We start from the raw sequence: 18669 nt of genomic DNA on the forward strand, positions 1-18669 counted from the left end.
CAGGAAGGGCGGGGAGCCCCCGTACGGCTGGTTACGCGAGGCCCAGCTTCTCGGCCGCGGTGACCGCGTCGACCGGGACCGTGACCGGCTGCGGGGCGCCCGCGACGGCCCAGTCGGGGTCCTTCAGGCCGTTGCCCGTGACGGTGCAGACGATCTTCTGGCCGGGGTCGACCTTGCCCTCTTCGGCGGCCTTGAGCAGACCGGCCACCGAAGCGGCCGACGCGGGCTCCACGAAGACACCCTCCTGCGAGGCCAGCAGGCGGTAGGCGGACAGGATCTGACGGTCCGTCACCTCGTCGATGAAGCCGCCCGACTCGTCCCGGGCGTCCAGCGCGAACTGCCAGGAGGCCGGGTTGCCGATACGGATCGCGGTGGCGATGGTCGCCGGGTCCTTGACGATCTCGCCGCGCACGATGGGCGCGGAACCCGATGCCTGGAAGCCCCACATGCGCGGGGTGTGCGTGGAGAGCGCGTCGCCCGCGTACTCCTTGTAGCCCTTCCAGTAGGCCGTGATGTTGCCCGCGTTGCCCACCGGCAGCACATGGATGTCGGGGGCGTCGCCGAGCGCGTCGACGATCTCGAACGCGGCGGTCTTCTGGCCCTCGATGCGGACCGGGTTGACCGAATTGACCAGCGCCACCGGGTAGTTGTCCGAGAGGCTGCGGGCCAGGGTCAGGCAGTCGTCGAAGTTGCCGTCGACCTGGAGGATCTTGGCGCCGTGGACGAGCGCCTGCCCCATCTTGCCGAGCGCGATCTTGCCGCGCGGAACGAGGACCGCGCAGACCATGCCGGCGCGCACGGCGTACGCGGCGGCGGACGCGGAGGTGTTGCCCGTGGAGGCGCAGATGACGGCCTGCGCGCCCTCCTCCTTGGCACGGGTGATCGCCATGGTCATGCCGCGGTCCTTGAACGAACCGGTGGGGTTGGCGCCCTCGACCTTGAGGTGCACCTCGCAGCCCGTGCGCTCGGAGAGGACCTGCGCCGGAACGAGCGGCGTACCGCCCTCACGGAGTGTGACGACCGGCGTCGTGCTCGTGACCGGAAGCCGGTCCCGGTACTCCTCGATGATGCCGCGCCACTGGTGGGTGCCCTTGCTGGTCATGGGTCCTTACTCCCCTTCAACACGCATGATGCTGGCGACACCGCGCACGGTGTCCAGCTTGCGCAGCGCTTCGACGGTCCCGGAGAGGGCTGCGTCGGGCGCGCGGTGGGTGACGACGACGAGAGATGCCTCGCCGCCGGTTTCCTGACTGTCCGGCCGGCTCTGCTGTCGGACCGTATCGATCGATACGCCCTGTTCGGCGAAGACCGTCGCGACCTGGGCGAGTACGCCAGGCTTGTCGGCCACGTCGAGACTGATGTGGTAGCGCGTGACGACATCGCCCATGGGGCTGACGGGCAGGCGCGTGTACGCGGACTCACCGGGGCCGGTGGTCGCCCCGATGATGTTGCGGCAGACGGCGACCAGGTCGCCGAGGACCGCGGACGCGGTCGGGGCGCCGCCGGCGCCGGGGCCGTAGAACATCAGCTGCCCGGCGGCCTCCGCCTCGACGAAGACCGCGTTGTACGCCTCGCGGACCGAGGCCAGCGGGTGGCTGAGCGGGATCATCGCGGGGTGCACGCGGGCGGTGACGGACCTGCCGTCGGCGGCGCGCTCGCAGATCGCGAGGAGCTTGACCGTACAGCCCATGCGGCGGGCGGAGGCGATGTCCGCGGCGGTGACCTCGGTGATCCCCTCGCGGTGCACCTCGCCGATCTTCACGCGGGTGTGGAAGGCGATCCCGGCGAGGATGGCGGCCTTCGCGGCGGCGTCGAAGCCCTCGACGTCGGCGGTCGGGTCCGCCTCGGCGTACCCGAGGGCGGTGGCCTCGTCGAGCGCCTCGGAGTATCCGGCTCCGCTGGTGTCCATCTTGTCGAGGATGAAGTTCGTCGTGCCGTTGACGATGCCGAGCACCCGGTTGACCTTGTCCCCCGCGAGGGACTCGCGCAGCGGCCGTACGAGCGGGATGGCGCCGGCGACGGCCGCCTCGTAGTAGAGGTCCCTGCCGTGCTGCTCGGCGGCGGCGTGGAGCGCGGAGCCGTCCTCGGCGAGCAGCGCCTTGTTGGCCGAGACGACGCCCGCGCCGTGCTCGAAGGCGGTCGTGATGAGTGTGCGGGCGGGCTCGATGCCCCCGATGACCTCGACGACGACGTCGATGTCGCCCCGTTTGACCAGGGCGGTCGCGTCGGTGGTGATCAGCGCGGGGTCGATGCCCTCGCGCACCCTGGAGGGCCGGCGGACGGCGACACCGGCGAGCTCGACCGGCGCGCCGATGCGCGCGGCGAGGTCGTCGGCGTGCGTCGTCATGATGCGCGCCACCTCTGAGCCGACCACTCCACAGCCCAGCAGCGCCACCTTCAGCGGACGCGTACGCATCATCCGACCTCGTTTCTCATACTTCTGATGTGTGGACCAGTCTCACTCACCGGACGGGGGTTTCTGCCACCCGTCCGGATTTTGAGATATGAATTTCATCAGCCGACATCAAGACGCAGGAGATCTTCCTCCGTCTCGCGCCGGACGATGACCCGCGCCTCACCGTCACGCACAGCGACGACGGGCGGGCGCAGGGCATGGTTGTAGTTGCTCGCCATGGAACGGCAGTACGCGCCGGTGGCGGGCACCGCGATCAGGTCACCGGGGGCCAGATCGGCCGGCAGGAACGCGTCCTTGACCACGATGTCACCACTCTCGCAGTGCTTGCCGACGACGCGTACGAGCATGGGCTCGGCGTCCGAGCTGCGCGAGACGAGCGCGACGCTGTACTCGGCGTCGTACAGCGCGGTGCGGATGTTGTCCGACATCCCGCCGTCGACGCTCACGTACGTCCGCAGGCCCTCCAGGGGCTTGATGGTGCCGACCTCGTACAGCGTGAAGGCCGTCGGGCCGACGATCGCGCGGCCGGGCTCGACGGAGATGCGCGGGGTCCGCAGTCCGGCCGACTCGCACTCCCGGGTCACGATGTCGCCGAGTGCCTTGGCGATCTCGTGCGGCTCGCGGGGGTCGTCCTCGCTGGTGTACGCGATGCCGAGGCCGCCTCCGAGGTCGATCTCGGGGAGCTCGACGCCGTGCTCGTCACGGACCTCGGCGAGCAGCTGCACGACACGCCGGGCGGAGACCTCGAAGCCGGCCATGTCGAAGATCTGCGAGCCGATGTGCGAGTGGATGCCGATCAGTTCGAGGCCGTCCAGGCTGAGCGCCCTGCGGACCGCCTCGGCGGCCTGTCCGTCGGCGAGTGCGATGCCGAACTTCTGGTCCTCGTGGGCGGTGGCGATGAACTCGTGGGTGTGGGCCTCGACGCCGACGGTGACCCTGATCTGCACGCGCTGGCGCTTGCCGAGCCGCTGCGCGGTGTGGGCCACACGGACGATCTCCTGGAAGGAGTCGAGCACGATCCGCCCGACGCCCGCCTCGATGGCCCGCTCGATCTCGGCGACCGTCTTGTTGTTGCCGTGGAAGGCGATCCGCTCGGCGGGCATCCCGGCGTCCAGGGCGGTGGCGAGCTCGCCGCCGGAGCACACGTCCAGGTTCAGCCCCTCCTCCTTGAGCCAGCGCACCACGGCGCGCGAGAGGAAGGCCTTCCCGGCGTAGAACACATCGGCGTCCTGACCGAAGGCATCCGCCCAGGCGCGGCAGCGGGCCCGGAAGTCGGCCTCGTCCAGGAAGTACGCCGGGGTGCCGAACTCCTCGGCCAGCCGGGCGACTTCGATCCCTCCGACGGTGAGCGCGCCGTCCTCGTCACGGGTGACGGTGCGGGACCAGACCTTGGCGTCCAGCTCGTTCAGGTCGGTGGCCGGGGCGGCGTAGTGGCCCTCCGGAAGGACATCGGCGTGACGGGGCCCGGCGGGGTGTGCGGATCGGCTCATCGTTCTGCTCTGCTCTCTTATGGTCTCAGAGGTGTTCGGGCGCGCTGATGCCGAGCAGGGACAGGCCGCCTGCCAGCACCGTCCCGGCGGCTTCGGCAAGGGCCAGCCGGGAACGGTGGGCGGCCGAGGGTTTCTCGTCGCCGACGGGGAGCGGCGGGCAGGTGTCGTGGAAGTCGAAGAAGGCGTTCGCCACCGTTTCGAGATGCCGGGCGAGCCGGTCGGGCGCCCGGTGGCGGGCGGCGGCGGCGAGAACGCCGGGATGGTCGGCGAGGGCGGCGTGCAGGGCGGGCGCGTCGCTCTCGGCCCCGTACGCGCCGGTGAGACCGAGGCGCGCGCCCTCGCGGGTGAGCGCGCGGGCGCGGGCGTGGGCGTAGCGGACGTGGAAGAGCCCGTTGCCCTCCCCCTGTACGAGGAGTTCGTCGCCGAGGGCCGCGCGGTCGTGCCCCGCGGCGCGCAGCAGGCCCCAGCGGGTGGCGTCGGCGCCGAGCCGTTCCAGCAGTTCACCGGCCATGGCTCCGGCGGGAACGGGCCGGACCTCCGTGAGCGGCGTGGGGGGATGCCCGTACGCGTCGACGGTGACACCGAGGCGCGCCCAGTCGGGGTCGGGCGCCTCCTCGCAGGTGACGCGCACCAGGGCGCCCTGCGCGCGCAACAGCTTCGCCACGGCGCCCGCCAGGACAGCGGCCCGGACCTCGCGCCGGTGGTGGAGCTGGTGGACCTGCCCGGCGCACTCGGCGCCCCACCCGTACCGGATGCCCTGCGCGAGCACCTCGCGTACGCGGGCGGCGCCGTCTGCGGGGGCGTCGATCGTGAAGTTCAGAAAGCCGGGTCCGGTGATCTCGACCCGGCCGATCCCGGGTGCGCCGACGACCCGCTCCCGCAGGATCTCGGCCACGCCCCGCGCCGGGAGCCCCGCGGGCCCCGCCAGCTGCAGCGCCACCGCGCAGGCGTAGTCCCCGCTCCCCCCGGGCCGCGTCCTCTCCACCCGCACGCGCGCGGGCACGGGCGCGCGCAGGGCATCCTCGTCGACCGCGCGGCGCACAGCGTGCAGCACGGTCCTGGAGAGATCTGCGGGGGTCACGGGACAAGCGTATGGGAGGAAGGGGGGCACCTCGCCAACCGGTTTCGACATACGGGCAGCGACCCCGCGGCCCGTGCGCACGGCCACCCCGTCAGCCTGCCGCGCTCCCGGCCGTCCCCGCCCCGCGCCTGCCGTCCAACGGCACGGCGCTCTCGCGGTGCGCGAGCCGCCGCACCATGCGCACCAGCTCGCTCGGCTCGAACGGCTTCGCCAGGAAGGCGTCGACCCCGGCGGCGACCCCGGACTCCACCTCGTACGGCGTGCAGGCGCTCACGACGGCGACGGGCAGATGGCCGGTCCGCGGATCGGCGCGCAGCCGGGCGGCGGTCTGGATTCCGTCGAGCCGGGGCATCACGACATCGAGGGTGATCACATCCGGGCAGACCTCGTGCACCAGGTCCAGGCACTCGACACCGTCGGCCGCGGTCACGACCTCGAAGCCCTCCAGCTCGAGATTGACCCTGATCAGCTGCCGGATGACCTTGTTGTCGTCCACAACAAGCACGCGGCCGTACGCCCCTGACACCCTTCGAGGGTAGGTCGGGCGGAGTGGCTGCGTCCGGGTTTTGCCCACTTCCGCCCCCGGAGGGGTGGCCGGCGCCTCTGCGGGGACACCGTCCGGCGGACGCCGGCGACGCGGAAATACCTGTTCCCGGACACCCCGTCGGAGCTGGTAGGGTTTCACCTGTCGCAGCCGAGCGCAGCGACATCGCCCCCGTAGCTCAGGGGATAGAGCATCGGCCTCCGGAGCCGGGTGCGCAGGTTCGAATCCTGCCGGGGGCACTTCGCAGGAAGTGCCGAAAAGACCTTCTGGTCAGTGGAGACACTGAGCAGGGGGTCTTTTTCTTGTGCCCGGAGTCCAGAGGGCGTCGGCTCTCCGGCCCACCGCACCGCCGAGATGACCGGAACGGCATCCCATGGCGAAGGACTACTGCCCGCAACGGCCTTGGGCCACCTCGGACTGTCCGAAACAGGAGCGTCGTCACGGGCCTGGCGAGGACCAGCCGGTGCCCGGACGACCTCGCGCCCCGGAGGGCGCTTCTGGTGATGACGGACGGCAGTGCGACTCCCTGGCGTTCGGCCGCGGATGGGGGTGTCACGACTCCACAGAAACCGGAGCGTCGGCTTGCAAGCCGTCTTCCGCAGCCTGGATAGCCTCCCCGGGCCGCTGCCCCGGAATGTGATCGTCGACGTCAGGCTTGCCCATCGCCGCGGCAATGTGCTCCTGGAGCACCTCCCGCCGCTCCTCGAAGGGGTGGAGCGCTCAGGTTCGCCCGGCTTCGGAAGTACCGGGACAGACCAGGCGTAAAGCAGCACAGACCTTGACACGTCCCCCGTTCACGGGGTGCGCATCAGGTTACGGAGGCTGCCGACAAGGGCTGCCACGTCGCGTTCACCTTGCTCCGGGGCCTCCTCCGCGCCTTGCGGGTCCGGTGCATGGCGGCACGGCTTGCAGAGGCCGTCCGGGAGGGCTCCTGACGGGCCGGGGCGGCCGCATTCGGTGCACTCGACCAGGAGAGCGCGCACGGGGGTGCCGGGCGGGCTTTGGGCCGGTGCGGGTGCTGTGGGCAGGTGGGGCGGCATCTTGTCGGTGAGGCGGCGGCGTACCAGGCCGATGGGTGATCCGATGGGCTCGGGCAGTCCGGCGGTGAGCGCCGAGGTCAGGTAGTCGGCGCTCACACCTCGCGCGAACCATGCGGCGGCGAGCGGTTCCAGAGCTGCGCAGTCGGCGGCGGAGAGCGCCAGGCGGGGTTCCCTGCGGCCGAGTTCGGCGAGGGCGAGGTAGGCGGGGGACGGCGCCCCTGCGTCCGGGGTCGGCACGTCCACTGCGGGTCGTTCCACTGTGCGCTGCTGGGGCACGACCACCGGTACGGGTGCCTGCTCCGGGGCGGTGGCCGCCTCGCCTGCGAGCCTGGCGGTCCACCACTCGTTGTCATGGGCGGTACGGGACCAGTAGGTGAGCGTCACCCACCGGCACTGACCGGCGCCTTCCACCCGGCAGCGAACGCGGCGCAGATGCCCGGCCACGGCGAGGGCGCGCAGAGCGGTGCCGATGGCCATCTGGCCGTACAGGGGCAGGTCCTTGGCCAGCGACTTGATGTCCATGGCGGCACCGTCGGGCAGGTGGTCGACATACCCGGCGACATAACGCTCCCGCTCGGGCAGGAGGGCGCAGGCGCCCGCGCTGGAGGGGCCTTGGGCCGGGACGGTCTGCTTTCCGTAGCCGGTGGGAGCCTTGGTGTACGGGCGCGAGGCTGCGGGAGCGGGCGGGGCGGAGCTAGGCTGCTGGATAGCCACGAGATCGTCTTTCTTGGGTAGCGATCTTGGGTCAGACCCCGGCCGGTGCAGTGAACACCGTGTCGGGGTCGTCTCGTTGTGGGCACCGTAAGCAGCAGCGACTCTCCGCTGCAACTCGATCACGATTAGTCATACTTGCTGGCCGTGACGGGGTGGGAGGGAGGGGAGGTTTCCCCAAAAGCCCTTACCTACCCCCCGGATGAACAACACCGCTCGAATCCCGGAGCTCGAACCTCGGCCCTCGAAACCCGAAGCTCAAGCGTCGGCCTGGGCGCCCTCCCCGGGCCCCCGAACGAGTGAAGGAGGGCTCCACGACGCTCGAACCCCGAGATCCGAGACCCGAGCGCCGGAACGGCCACCACACCACCACGACGGGAGGGTGGTGAATTCGACGACGCCCGACCGTCCTTGCGCAGACCCGAGCCGCGACCTATCGACGCTTCAGGACACGCCAGTCACGACCCGGCTTCGGGATCTTCGCCTCATCCGCGGCCGGACGGTCCTCGTCCTGGATGACCTCTCCCGGGATGACCTGACCACCGACCGGCTTGGCGAGTTCCAGGCCGGAGAGATGCGTCTTGAGCCTCTTGGACATGGGGCGGAAGGTCGCATAGGTGAGCCCGCCGGACACTGCGGCCCCGACCACGGGAATCGCCTTCGAGACGGACTTGGCGAAGGTCTCCGTCGTCATCCTGACGCCGAGGTGCTGGGCGACCCTCTTCACGATCGGGTAGACGACACCCTTGGTCAGCGCCTGCCGAGGCAGCTTCTTGGCCATCTGCTCGGCCATCATCCCCGCCACCTTGCCCACGGCGGCGTTCGCGGACTGGGTCCCGAACATCACCCCGAAGAAGAGCGTGAGCACTCCCTTGGTGGCGTCGTCGAGGTCGTCCTTGTCGGCGGAGAAGAGCTCGGGCCAGCTGTAGAGGTAGGCGAGCTTCTGCGCGACACGCAGCATGTGGGCGACGTACTGGGCCAGATCGGCCGGCACCGTGGCGGGGAGGGCGAGGACTCCGGGAAGACCGGCAGCCGCTGAGGCGGCGCTCACCTTGGCGGTCTCGTAGCGAATGGAGGCGTCGGCCGCCCGGTCCAGAACGTCCAGAGGGATACCCGCCGCTGCGGGACTCTCTTCCATCACCAGGCGCAGTTGGTCCTCCGAGCAATGACGGGCCAGCGCCGCTCGAAGGTACGCCTCCCTGTCGACCCGCACACCCGGAAGCCTTGCCGCGCCCACCAGAAGGGCGGAGAAGCGCGACTCCGCGTTCTCGCCCATTTCACCCGTGCCCATGTCAGGAACGTACAGCAGACGGGTGACGCGTATCGCTCGAATCAGTCATTGTGATCGCGGATTGGGGCCCTGGACGCCGGAGTTGGCCGACCGGACCCTCCCGGCGAGGCCGACGCATCCCGCAACCGCCCCGGACGTGGCGGAGCCCGGGAGTCGTATCCAGCTCCCGGGCCCCTGGGGTTGCCACCCAATTGCGCTTGCCAGCGCCGTTTAAGAGTGCGGATCAGTCGTCATACCGTCGCGTTCTTCCTTTGAACTACCGCGCCGCGTAGAGGCGCAGGCCGGATTCGAACCAGCATTCAACGGTGTTCGTCCGTACTCGGTCGATCTGGCAATCGGCGGCGATACTGAAGCTGGAGCGAGAGTCTGAGATTGATCGCGGCTGCCTCTGCCATGTTGGGCCACCCCGGCAAGTGGTGCCGGGGGGAGGACTCGAACCTCCACCGTTACCGCGTCTTCAGGCTGAACGATCAGTTTCAGCTTGCGCTCATCACACGGGGCGGACCTCAATTCCGCCTCGTGCAGGGTGCGCAGCCCCCACGGCATTGGCGCGGGGGCGTTCTTGGGGTGTGCCGCCTGGCGCGTCCGGCGTCAGCCGAACAGGTAGCCGAAGACCGCGTCTCCGACGCGCCGGTCGGTGACCTCGGCGCCGTTGGCCTCCTCGCGGGCGAACTTCACCGCGTGCTGGAGCTTCTCGACGCGCTCCAGCAGTTCGTTCACCCGTCGCGCCGGAAGCGCTCCGGAGAACTTCACGGTCGTCCAGTACCCGATCGGCACGTCCTCGTAGTACACGTCGACCTGGGCGGGGTGCTTCTCGGTCGCCTCGGCCTTGACGTGGTTGCGCGGGACCTTCTTCGTCCGGATGGTGCGGACCGGGTCGGTCTTCCACCAGTCCGTCGACGGGTCGAGCGACCAGGACTCCGAGGCGTCCAGGACCGGAAGCTTCTTCACGAAGGTGTGCAGGTCGGTGAGCTGCTTCTCCAGGAAGAGCAGGTAGCTGACCGGGACCTCGGGGACGATGGTGCGTCCGTCGACGGTGACGTCCGCGCGGGCCGAGCAGTTCGCCCAGTCCTTCGTCGCGGTCACGTCGAACAGCCGGGTCAGCGAGGCGGACATGTCGCGCAGCGCGTCCTCGGCCTTGACCTGTACCCGCGCGGACTCGGGCGGAAGCTGCTCGCCCTCCTCGTCCTTCGGCTGGTACGTACGCGAGATGCCTGCCAGCAGCGCCGGCTTCTGCACCTTGTGGTGGGCCGCGGTGATGTCCTGGAGCGACTTGCTCTTGACACCCTTCTCCACGGCGATGATCTGGTTGAGCTTCGTCACTTCGCCCCCTTCGAGTGATCAGGACCGTACCGCACCCGTTTCGATCAGTCGCACGAATTTCCGTCGGGTGCGCTCGTGCGGCCACGGGCCATCCGGAAGCCGAGGTCGTCGATCGCGAACGTGGGGTGGCTGCGACGGCGCACCGTGGCACCGCAGCCGCGCTCCGTCTCGGCCCAGCCACCGCCGCGGAAAGTGCGGTAGGCGCCGTAGACCTCCTCGTCGTAGAGGTCCCAGCACCACTCCCAGACGTTGCCCAGCATGTCGTACAGACCCCAGGCGTTCGGGTGCCTGCCGCCGACGTCGTGGAGCCTGCCGTCCGAGTTGCCCTCGTACCAGGCGATGCTGTCGAGTTCGCCGTAGCGGTAGCCGGTGGTCCCCGCCTTGCACGCGTACTGCCACTCCGCCTCCGTGGGCAGGCGGTAGCCGTCGGCGGCCGGGTCGCGGACGACCTCGCCGCTCCCCTCCTCGCGGGAGTAGACCGGGTCCAGTCCGATGCGGGCCGAGAAGCGGTTGCACAGGTCGACGGCGTCGAGCCAGCTGATGTTCGTCACCGGCAGGGCATGGGACACGGCGGGATCGGGGGTCGTGTCCGTGAGGGCCCAGTACTGTCCGAGGGTGACGGGGAGACGGGCAAGCCGGAAGGGCTCGACGGTCTCCTGCCACTGTGCTCCGCGGCGGTCGTCGCGGAGGTCGACGGTGCCGGCCGGTATCCGGACCATGCCTGCCGCCGTCTCGTCGTCGAGCAGGCTCACGCGGCGTCCTCCCTCTCCGGAGGGCCGAAGTACCCCCGCGCACAGGCTACTTCGGCCGGTGTGCGACCGCCGGTGAACCCGGCCCTTCGGAGGGGGCACGGCACCGCCTCAGCCGAGCAGTCGGACCGGCTTCCCGTCGAGATAGGCGCGGATGTCCTCGACGGCGTCCCCGTAGTACGCCGCGTAGTTGGCCTGCGAGACATAGCCCAGGTGCGGTGTGGCCAGCAGGCGCGGTGCGGTGCGCATCGGGTGGCCGGCGGGGAGGGGCTCGACGTCGAACACGTCGACGCCCGCGCCCGCGATGGCTCCCCTGCGCAGGACGTCGAGCAGGGCGTCCTGGTCGACGATCGCCGCCCGTGAGGTGTTGACCAGATAGCTGCCCGGCCGCATCAGCCCGAGCTCCCTGGTCCCCAGCAGTCCCCTGGTGCGCTCGCTCAGCACCAGGTGTACGGAGACGAAGTCGCTGGTCTCCAGCAGTTCTTCCTTGGACGCGGCGAAGCCGGCCCCGGCTTCCTCGGCGCGCTCCGGGGTGAGGTTCTGGCTCCAGGCCACGACGTCCATGCCGAAGGCGCGGCCGACTGCCGCGACCCTGGTGCCGATCTTGCCCAGCCCGAGGATGCCGAGCCTGCGCCCGTGCAGATCGGCACCGACGGTGGACTGCCAGGGGCCGCCGTCCCGCAGCGCGTTGGCCTCGGTCACGATCCCGCGCGCCAGCCCGAGGAGCAGGGCCCAGGTGAGCTCGACGGGCGGGGTGGCCGTGCTCGCCGTGCCGCAGACGGTGATCCCCCGGCGCTCGGCGGCGGCGTAGTCGATGGACGTGTTGCGCATGCCGGAGGCGACGATCAGCCGCAGGCGCGGCAGCCGCTCGATCAGCGTCGCGGGGAACGGCACACGCTCCCTGAGCGTGACGACGATGTCGAACTCCGCCAGGCGCGCGGCCAGTTCGTCCTCCGTGACGCAGTGACCACCGAAGGAGACCACCTCCACGTCGTCGGCGACGGGAGACCAGTCGGCGGCGGTGAGGGCCACGGACTGGTAGTCGTCGAGCACGGCACAGCGGAGTTTCATGACGTCTTCCCCTTCGGCGGCGGCGATGGCACGGCGTCCGCCTTGCGGCAGCACCGGGAAATCTACCGGCCGTTTACCGGGGTCATGCCGTCGGCCAGGCCTCCCCGTTCCGCGCGACGTCGTAGACCCTCTCCACCTGGGTGGGGGTGAGTACGCCGGTCAGCGGGGCGAGGGCGGACACCTCGCGCTCGCGGCAGACCCGGACGCCCGCCGGGGTCGTGACCACCTCCAGCTCGGTGACGCCGGTGAAGACCAGCACGGTCTGGACGGGGACGTCGAAGGCGCAGTGCGTCTCCAGCACGGTCCGCGCCCATCGCGTCCCCGGCCGGTCGTCGAGCTCGTACGGCTGTGGGGTCCCGTCGCCGGTTCGCAGGGTGCCGTCGGCGATCAGTACCGACGCACCGGGGTGGTGCTCGGTGCTGACGGCGAACACCCCGCCGGGCCCGATGAGCAGATGCCCGATCTCGGTTCCGTCCGGCAGGGGCACGGAGTGCAGGACCCGCCAGCCGTGCCGGGTGAGCCGCTTGAGCTCGGCACCCACCCGCCGCTCCCCCACCAGGGCACCCCGGCGCGGGTCCTCGCCCTTGTGCCGTCGCAGGGCTCCGGTGGCCGCCCGTACGAGCGTCCCGGTCGCGGACTCGCCGAGCTGCTCACGCAGCGCGGCGCCCGGCCGGCGCGTCGCGAGGTCGCTCCGGGGTGTCAGGGCGGGCAGGACGGGCGGCCTGCGGGAGCCGGTGGGCTGCGTTCCGGGCTCGGGGGCGGTCGTGGGCAGGGTCGTGGGCGTGGGGGCGCGCGTGGGCTCGGGCCCGTTCGCTGGAGCCGCCGTGGGTTCCGGCGCGGGCCCGGGGACAGCCGTGTGCGAGGGCGCGGTCGTGTGCCCAGGGGCGAGGGCGGTCTCCCCCACCGGCTCCGCCACCCGCTCGGCCTGCGACGCCTCCCCCGCAGGCACCGGCGACGGCATCGCCTCCGCCGCGGGTGGCGGCTTCTGCGTCGGCACCTTGTCCACCGTGGCGCCCCGCTTCCGCATCCCCCTCAGCGGCGGAATCCTCGGGGCCGACGGCGGGGTGCGCGGTGCCGGCGGCCCGGGCGGCGCGTCCTCGCCCACGAGTGCCGGCAGGTCCGGGACCTGGCGCGCCAGCGCGTCGGTCACGGCGTCGCGGTAGCGCGGGTGCAGCACCGTGATCGTGCCGCTGCCCCGGTCCGCCCATCCGATCGCGGTGCCGTCCGGCAGGTTCACATAGAGCCGGTCGTGCCCGAAGAGCTGCCATGACGTGACCTTGAGATCCTGCATCGTGCCCCCTCTGTTCACAGCTCCGGCGTCCGTCTCCCCCAGCCTGTACGGCGGTCCGGCCGCCGCACAGGGCGCAGAGCGGGCGCGTGGAATCGGGAGCCCGGCGTTCCGGAGCAGTCCGGGCCCGGTGTGCCCCGGACCGGACTGCTCCGGCGCCCCCGTCGGACGCGCTCCGTCAGACGAGGGGGAGACCCGGCGCCGGATAGGCGTCCATCATCGTCCTGACTTCGTCGCGCACCTTGGAAACGGTCGCTTCGTCACCTGTACGAGCGGCATCGACCACAAGATCGATCCACTGTGCGACCGCGCCCATCTCGGAGGCGGGGATGCCCCGGGACGTGAGGGCGGGGGTGCCGATGCGGATGCCGGACGGGTCGAAGGGCTTACGGGGGTCGTAGGGGACGGTGTTGTAGTTGACGACGATCCCGGCCCGGTCGAGCGCCTTGGCGGCGATCTTCCCGGAGACGCCCTTGCCCGTGAGGTCGGCGAGCAGCAGGTGGTTGTCCGTGCCGCCGGACACGAGGTCGAAGCCGCGTGCCGACAGTTCCTCGCCCAGCGCACGGGCGTTGGCGACGACCTGGTGGGCGTACCCCGCGAAGTCCTCCCCCGCCGCCTCCTTCAGCGCGACCGCGATGGCGGCCGTCGTCTGGTTGTGCGGGCCGCCCTGGAGCCCGGGGAACACGGCCCGGTCGACCGCCTTGGCGTGCTCGGCGGTGGTCAGCAGCATCGCCCCACGCGGCCCGCGCAGGGTCTTGTGGGTGGTGGTGGACACCACGTCGGCGTACGGGGCGGGCGAGGGGTGCGCGCCACCGGCGATCAGCCCCGCGATGTGGGCGACGTCGGCGACCAGCACGGCGCCCACCTCACGGGCGATCTCGGCGAACCCGGCGAAGTCGATGACCCTGGGCACGGCCGTGCCGCCGCAGAAGATCAGCTTGGGCCGCTCGGCGCGCGCCAGGTCGCGCACCTCGTCCAGGTCGATGCGCCCGGTGTCCCGGCGCACCCCGTACCGCACGCCCCGGAACCAGGTGCCCGTCGCCGAGACACCCCAGCCGTGCGTCAGGTGGCCGCCCATCGGCAGGGACATCCCGAGCACGGTGTCGCCGGGTTCCAGGAACGCCATGTAGACGGCGAGGTTGGCCGGGGAGCCCGAGTACGGCTGCACATTGGCGTGTTCCATGCGGAACAGCGCCTTCGCGCGCTCGACGGCGAGGGTCTCGACCTGGTCGATGACCTGCTGGCCCTCGTAGTAGCGCTTCCCGGGGTAGCCCTCGGAGTACTTGTTCTGGAGGACGGTGCCGGACGCCTCCAGCACGGCGGCGGAGACGTAGTTCTCGCTGGGGATCAGGCGCAGGGTGTCCGCCTGGAGCCTCTCCTCGGCGTTCACCAGTGCGGCGAGCTCAGGATCGGCGGCCTTCAGAGCGGGGCGGCGGGCATCGGACGGCTGTACGGCCACGGGGTTCCTCCCGGGTCGGTCGCACGGGGGCGACATGGACCCGGATTGCCCAGGCGGACGGCCCTCCGGCGATGACGCCCCGGGCGTGCCCGGAGTGTGCCGCTCCCTCGTGGTCGGTTCCACGGAGCACCCCGCGGGGTGCGCGCCAGTCGCGGCATTCGGCACTTTACTGCGCGGCGGGCCGATCCGACAGCGTGCCGTGGGCCGTTCGGGTCGGAGCATCCCGGGGATCTTTCCAGCCAATCCGTCCGCACTTCCGCAAGGACGAGTGAAGGCGTACGAAAGTGGGCAGTTTCCCGGCGACCTGACGAGGTTCGGCGGTGGGGGGCCGTGATGGAATCGCGTGATCAGCCGGGCATGCCCGAGTCCGGACCCGGGTCCGGGCAGGAGCCCGGAGTCGAGTACACCTGGGGTGGTTTCCAGCCACCCCCTGCCACACCTCCGGCAGCGGGCCCGCCGCCGCCCGGGGCCGCGACGCGCGCCGTCGCCGCCGGGCTGCTGAACCTCTCGGGCCTGGGGCTCGGCCATGTCCTGGTGGGCAACTGGCGCAGGGCCGCGGTGAGCTGGGGGGTCACGGCGGTCTTCCTGTTCGTCGCCCTGCCCGCCGACCCGGACGGCGTGCCCGCCGCGCTGGTCGCCGTCTGTCTCCTGCTGCTCGTCCTCGCCGCCGCCGACGCGGCCCGTATCGCCTGGCGCGCGGACACCCTCCGGTGGGTCCGGCCGGTCCTGGCGGGGGCGCTCGGACTGCTGCTGCTGGCCGTTCCCGTCGCCGGCACCTTCGCCTACGGTTCCGCGCGGGACGAGGCGGTGGAGCAGGAGCTGCTCGGCCGGCTGAAGGAGGGGGACGATCTGGTCGCGAAGGCGGCGAAGAGCCCGTTCGCGCTCTCCAAGGCCGATTACGGCCATGCGCTCACGCTCTACCGGGAGCTGGGCGAGGACCATCCCGGCTCGCGTGCCGCCGCGCTCGTGCCCGAGCACCTGGAGGCGTACTACGCCGCCGTGGCCACGCCGTACAGCGCGAAGCGGCACTGCGAGGCGATCGATCCCCTGACCTATCTGCGGACGCTGCCGCGCACCGTGGACCGGAAGCTGCTCGGTGATCTCGCCGGCTATCCGGACACCCCGCTCGCGGAGTCGCTGTACGGCTGCGGTGTCTCCCGTCTCGGCGGTACGGGCACGGGCACGGGCGGCGAGGAGCTGGGCACACTGCTGCGCACGTTCCCCGAGTCCTCGCAGGCCGGGCAGGTGGGCCCGGCCGTCAGCGCGACGATACGGCGGCAGGTCGCGGGCCTGAAGGGCGCGGAACCCTGCGCCGTGACCGAGCAGTTGCGCGGGACGCGCACGCTCGTCGCGGAGCTCCCCGAGACCTCCGTGCCCACCCTGGAGCGGCAGGCCGAGGCCGGGGTGCGGGACGGCGTGTTCGCCTGTGGCGTGGACGAGTTCAAGGACAAGGAGTTCACCGAGGCGCGGACGACCCTGACGGACTTCGCGGACACCTACAAGGACGACGGGCGCCGCCAGCAGGCGCGGAACATCGCCATAGCGGCCGAGATAGCCGAGGACCGTCCCGCGGCGGGCAAGCGGCTGCCCCCGAGCGGCAGGCCGGGCGGGGCGCGCATGGAGCTCGTCATCAGCAACGACGCGCCCAACGACGTCGAGGTGCTCTACACGGGCCCGGTCACGGGCACGGTGAGGCTGAAGGCCTGCGGCGGCTGCGAGCGGTACAGCAGCGAGGCCGCCGGCGCCGCACGCGCCTGCAAGGCGAGCGGCACGTCGTACCCGAAGGCGAAGCTGCGGCTCCCGGCGGGCGAGTACCACTTCCTGTACAAGCGCGGTTCGGACGCGACGACGGCTGTGGACAACTACACCTCGGGCTCGAAGGTCGCCCCCGGCTACACGTACACGAGCTGCACGTATGTCGTGGAGCGGGACGAGTTCGGACTGGACCTGCCCACGCTGCCGGACCTGCTGAAGCCCGCGTCCGCTTCCTGAGGCACGCGCCTCGGCCGGCGCGGGCGCGGCGCGTCAGGCCGAGGTGCGCCTCCGCGCGCCCCCGGTGGTCTTCTTCGGGGCACCCTTCTTCGCGGCGCCCCCCGTGTCCGCCGACTTGCCCGCCGTCCCCTTCGCCTCCGTCTTCCTGGCCGTGGCCTTCTTCGCGGTGGTCTTCTTCGCGGCTGACTTCTTCGGCGCGCTCTTCTTCGCCGTCGTCTTCTTCGGTGCCGTCTTCTTCGCCGCCGCCTTCTTCGCCGCCGTCTTCTTCCTCGGCGCCGACCCCCCGGACTTCTTCGCGCCGCCGCCCCGGCCGGACCCGATGGGGTGGACGTCCGCCACCTCGCCCTCGCGCCCCTCGCCCTCCCCGTGGGACTCCTTCGCCGCCCGCACGCTGCTCTCCAGCGCCGCCATCAGGTCGATGACCTTGCCCTCGGGCTCCTCGCCCTCCGCCTCACCGACAGGCTCGCCGGCAGCCTTCGCCGTGACGAGTTCCTCGACGGCCTCGCGGTAGTCGTCGCGGAGCGCGCCCAGGTCGGCGTCGCCCAGGGTGTTCATGAGTGCGTCCGCCAGGTCGAGTTCGGCGTCACGGATCTTGACGCCGGAATCGGGGGCGACGCCTTCCGGGGCGCGGATCTCGTCCGGCCACAGCAGACCGTGCATGGCGATGACGTCGTCGACCACCCGCAGCATGCCGAGCCGTTCCCGCCCGCGCAGCGCGTATTTGGCGACGGCGACCTTTCCGCTGCGCCTCAGGGCCTCACGCAGCAGGGCGTACGGCTTCGCCGCCGGCACGCCGTTGGCCGAGAGGTAGTACGCCGAGTCCAGCTGGAGGGGGTCGATCGCCGACGCGGGCACGAATCCCTCGATCTCGATCGTCTTGGCGGTGGGCAGCGGCAGCGAGGCGAGGTCCTCCTCCGTCACCGGGATCACGGTGCCGTCGGCGTCCTCGTAGGCCTTGACGGTCTCGGAGGCGGGGATCTCCTCCTCGTCCAGCTCACAGACTTTGTGGTAGCGGATGCGGCCCCCGTCGGCGACATGGATCTGCCGGAAGGAGATCGAGTGGTTCTCCGTGGCGTTCATGAGCTTGACCGGGATGCTGACCAGTCCGAACGAGATGGAGCCGTTCCAGATGGACCTCACCGTTCACCCCTTACGCACGCCATGACCGCATCGATACGATTTCATGTGATTCTTATCGTATGACGCCGATCACAGAGGTGGAGGGGCGGCGCCTGGCGCTCAGCAACCTCGACAAGGTGCTCTATCCGGCCACCGGAACCACCAAGGGCGAGGTGCTGCACTACTACGCGGCCACGGCGGCGGACGCGATGCTGCCTCATCTGCGGGACCGTCCGCTCTCCTTCCTGCGCTATCCGGACGGCCCGGAAGGGCTGCGCTTCTTCACCAAGAACCCGCCGCCCGGTACGCCCGACTGGGTGCGGACCGCCCCGGTGCCCCGCAGCGACGACCCGGGCGCCCGTCAGGTGCTCGCGCAGGACCTCCCCTCGCTGATGTGGGCGGCGAATCTGGTGGTCGAGTTCCACACCCATCAGTGGCGGCAGGACTCCCCCGCCGTCGCCGACCGGATGGTGTTCGACCTGGACCCCGGGCCGCCCGCGAGCGCGGTCGAGTGCTGCGTGGTGGCCCTCTGGCTGCGCGAGCGGCTCGCGGCGGACGGCCTCTCCGCGTACGGGAAGACCTCCGGCTCCAAGGGGCTGCATCTGCTGGTCCCCCTGGTGCCCACCCCTTCCGAGGAGGTGACGGCGTACGCCAAGGAGCTGGCGGTCCAGGCGCAGGGGGCGCTCCCCGAACTGGCCGTGCACCGGATGACGCGCGCGCTGCGGCCCGGGAAGGTGTTCGTGGATTTCAGCCAGAACGCCGCCGCCAAGACGACGGCCGCCCCGTACACCCTGCGGGCGAAGGGCAGCCCCACCGTCTCCGCGCCCGTCACCTGGGACGAGATCGAGGCCTGCCGGGCGCCGGAGGAGCTGGTCTTCGTGGCCGGCGACATGGCCGCGCGGCTGGAGAGGCACGGGGATCTGCTCGGCCCGCTGACCGATCCCGGGCAGGCGAGGCCCCTTCCCGGGCGCTGAGCGGACGGGATGCGCACAGCCTCTTCACAGGCACCGGGGCACGCCGAGGAAAGGCCGCAAGTGGAGGGTGGATTGTCCTGGCCGTGGTGCACACTCTGCGCAGACGCTGCTTCGTGGACAT

The 18669-nt window shown here is 71.3% G+C and carries 15 protein-coding genes and 1 tRNA gene; 3 read left to right on the forward strand and 13 right to left on the reverse strand.

Features of this window, described 5'->3' with window-relative positions; genetic code table 11:
• Positions 1 to 31 precede the first annotated feature (31 nt).
• The 5 genes from thrC to ACWCQM_RS02175 form a co-directional block, all read right to left on the reverse strand.
• Positions 32 to 1102 (reverse strand): threonine synthase, encoded by a 1071-nt coding sequence (thrC, locus tag ACWCQM_RS02155; RefSeq protein WP_267079724.1) that lies wholly within the window; start codon positions 1100 to 1102, stop codon positions 32 to 34.
• Positions 1103 to 1108: 6 nt separating this feature from the next.
• Positions 1109 to 2419 (reverse strand): homoserine dehydrogenase, encoded by a 1311-nt coding sequence (locus ACWCQM_RS02160; protein ID WP_267079723.1) that lies wholly within the window; start codon positions 2417 to 2419, stop codon positions 1109 to 1111.
• Between the two features lie 95 nt (positions 2420 to 2514).
• On the reverse strand, positions 2515 to 3906 hold the full coding sequence (lysA, locus tag ACWCQM_RS02165; protein ID WP_450913464.1) for a diaminopimelate decarboxylase: 1392 nt from the start codon (positions 3904 to 3906) through the stop codon (positions 2515 to 2517).
• Between the two features lie 25 nt (positions 3907 to 3931).
• Positions 3932 to 4987 (reverse strand): ArgS-related anticodon-binding protein NrtL, encoded by a 1056-nt coding sequence (gene nrtL / locus ACWCQM_RS02170; RefSeq protein ID WP_450913465.1) that lies wholly within the window; start codon positions 4985 to 4987, stop codon positions 3932 to 3934.
• A gap of 91 nt (positions 4988 to 5078) precedes the next feature.
• The gene (locus tag ACWCQM_RS02175) at positions 5079 to 5561 is read right to left on the reverse strand and encodes a response regulator (protein WP_267079720.1); all 483 of its coding nucleotides are present in this window, start codon (positions 5559 to 5561) and stop codon (positions 5079 to 5081) included.
• A gap of 137 nt (positions 5562 to 5698) precedes the next feature.
• Between ACWCQM_RS02175 and ACWCQM_RS02180 the strand changes: the two genes are divergently transcribed.
• Positions 5699 to 5770 (forward strand) — tRNA-Arg (locus tag ACWCQM_RS02180).
• 555 nt (positions 5771 to 6325) lie between these two features.
• On the opposite strand, the gene ACWCQM_RS02185 is transcribed toward ACWCQM_RS02180, so the two are convergent.
• From ACWCQM_RS02185 to ACWCQM_RS02215, 7 genes are all read right to left on the reverse strand, one after another.
• Positions 6326 to 7285: a MarR family transcriptional regulator gene (locus ACWCQM_RS02185; protein WP_450913466.1), complete on the reverse strand. Its 960-nt coding sequence runs from the start codon at positions 7283 to 7285 to the stop codon at positions 6326 to 6328.
• Between the two features lie 430 nt (positions 7286 to 7715).
• On the reverse strand, positions 7716 to 8573 hold the full coding sequence (locus ACWCQM_RS02190) for a hypothetical protein (protein ID WP_450913467.1): 858 nt from the start codon (positions 8571 to 8573) through the stop codon (positions 7716 to 7718).
• A gap of 591 nt (positions 8574 to 9164) precedes the next feature.
• The gene (locus tag ACWCQM_RS02195) at positions 9165 to 9896 is read right to left on the reverse strand and encodes a DUF7873 family protein (protein WP_267079716.1); all 732 of its coding nucleotides are present in this window, start codon (positions 9894 to 9896) and stop codon (positions 9165 to 9167) included.
• 44 nt (positions 9897 to 9940) lie between these two features.
• Complete coding sequence (locus ACWCQM_RS02200) at positions 9941 to 10648, reverse strand: formylglycine-generating enzyme family protein (protein ID WP_450913468.1); 708 nt, start codon at positions 10646 to 10648, stop codon at positions 9941 to 9943.
• Positions 10649 to 10756: 108 nt separating this feature from the next.
• The gene (locus ACWCQM_RS02205; protein ID WP_450913469.1) at positions 10757 to 11716 is read right to left on the reverse strand and encodes a D-2-hydroxyacid dehydrogenase family protein; all 960 of its coding nucleotides are present in this window, start codon (positions 11714 to 11716) and stop codon (positions 10757 to 10759) included.
• Positions 11717 to 11798: 82 nt separating this feature from the next.
• Complete coding sequence (locus tag ACWCQM_RS02210; protein ID WP_450913470.1) at positions 11799 to 13007, reverse strand: nuclease-related domain-containing protein; 1209 nt, start codon at positions 13005 to 13007, stop codon at positions 11799 to 11801.
• A gap of 175 nt (positions 13008 to 13182) precedes the next feature.
• Positions 13183 to 14499 carry a serine hydroxymethyltransferase gene (locus tag ACWCQM_RS02215; protein WP_450913471.1) on the reverse strand — a complete coding sequence of 439 codons (1317 nt, stop codon included), beginning with the start codon at positions 14497 to 14499 and terminating at the stop codon, positions 13183 to 13185.
• 297 nt (positions 14500 to 14796) lie between these two features.
• Between ACWCQM_RS02215 and ACWCQM_RS02220 the strand changes: the two genes are divergently transcribed.
• A complete protein-coding gene (locus ACWCQM_RS02220; RefSeq protein ID WP_450913472.1) occupies positions 14797 to 16455 on the forward strand; it encodes a hypothetical protein in 1659 nt (552 codons plus the stop codon).
• A 33-nt stretch (positions 16456 to 16488) separates the two neighbouring features.
• Here the strand turns inward: ACWCQM_RS02220 and ku are convergent, their stop codons facing one another.
• On the reverse strand, positions 16489 to 17595 hold the full coding sequence (gene ku, locus ACWCQM_RS02225; protein WP_450913473.1) for a non-homologous end joining protein Ku: 1107 nt from the start codon (positions 17593 to 17595) through the stop codon (positions 16489 to 16491).
• A 59-nt stretch (positions 17596 to 17654) separates the two neighbouring features.
• Here ku and ligD point away from each other — a divergent pair, with 59 nt between their 5' ends.
• A complete protein-coding gene (ligD, locus tag ACWCQM_RS02230; protein ID WP_450913474.1) occupies positions 17655 to 18548 on the forward strand; it encodes a non-homologous end-joining DNA ligase in 894 nt (297 codons plus the stop codon).
• Positions 18549 to 18669: the final 121 nt, after the last annotated feature.

The sequence above is a fragment of the Streptomyces sp. NPDC002125 genome (genome assembly GCF_053593715.1).

What these genes read in the sequence shown, in the direction of transcription:
- thrC (WP_267079724.1), bottom strand. Translation starts at nt 1,102, where the DNA reads ATGACCAGCAAGGGCACCCACCAGTGGCGCGGCATCATCGAGGAGTAC.
- ACWCQM_RS02160 (WP_267079723.1), bottom strand. Translation starts at nt 2,419, where the DNA reads ATGATGCGTACGCGTCCGCTGAAGGTGGCGCTGCTGGGCTGTGGAGTG.
- lysA (WP_450913464.1), bottom strand. Translation starts at nt 3,906, where the DNA reads ATGAGCCGATCCGCACACCCCGCCGGGCCCCGTCACGCCGATGTCCTT.
- ACWCQM_RS02190 (WP_450913467.1), bottom strand. Translation starts at nt 8,573, where the DNA reads ATGGGCACGGGTGAAATGGGCGAGAACGCGGAGTCGCGCTTCTCCGCC.
- ACWCQM_RS02205 (WP_450913469.1), bottom strand. Translation starts at nt 11,716, where the DNA reads ATGAAACTCCGCTGTGCCGTGCTCGACGACTACCAGTCCGTGGCCCTC.
- ACWCQM_RS02210 (WP_450913470.1), bottom strand. Translation starts at nt 13,007, where the DNA reads ATGCAGGATCTCAAGGTCACGTCATGGCAGCTCTTCGGGCACGACCGG.
- ACWCQM_RS02215 (WP_450913471.1), bottom strand. Translation starts at nt 14,499, where the DNA reads ATGTCGCCCCCGTGCGACCGACCCGGGAGGAACCCCGTGGCCGTACAG.
- ACWCQM_RS02220 (WP_450913472.1), top strand. Translation starts at nt 14,797, where the DNA reads ATGGAATCGCGTGATCAGCCGGGCATGCCCGAGTCCGGACCCGGGTCC.
- ligD (WP_450913474.1), top strand. Translation starts at nt 17,655, where the DNA reads ATGACGCCGATCACAGAGGTGGAGGGGCGGCGCCTGGCGCTCAGCAAC.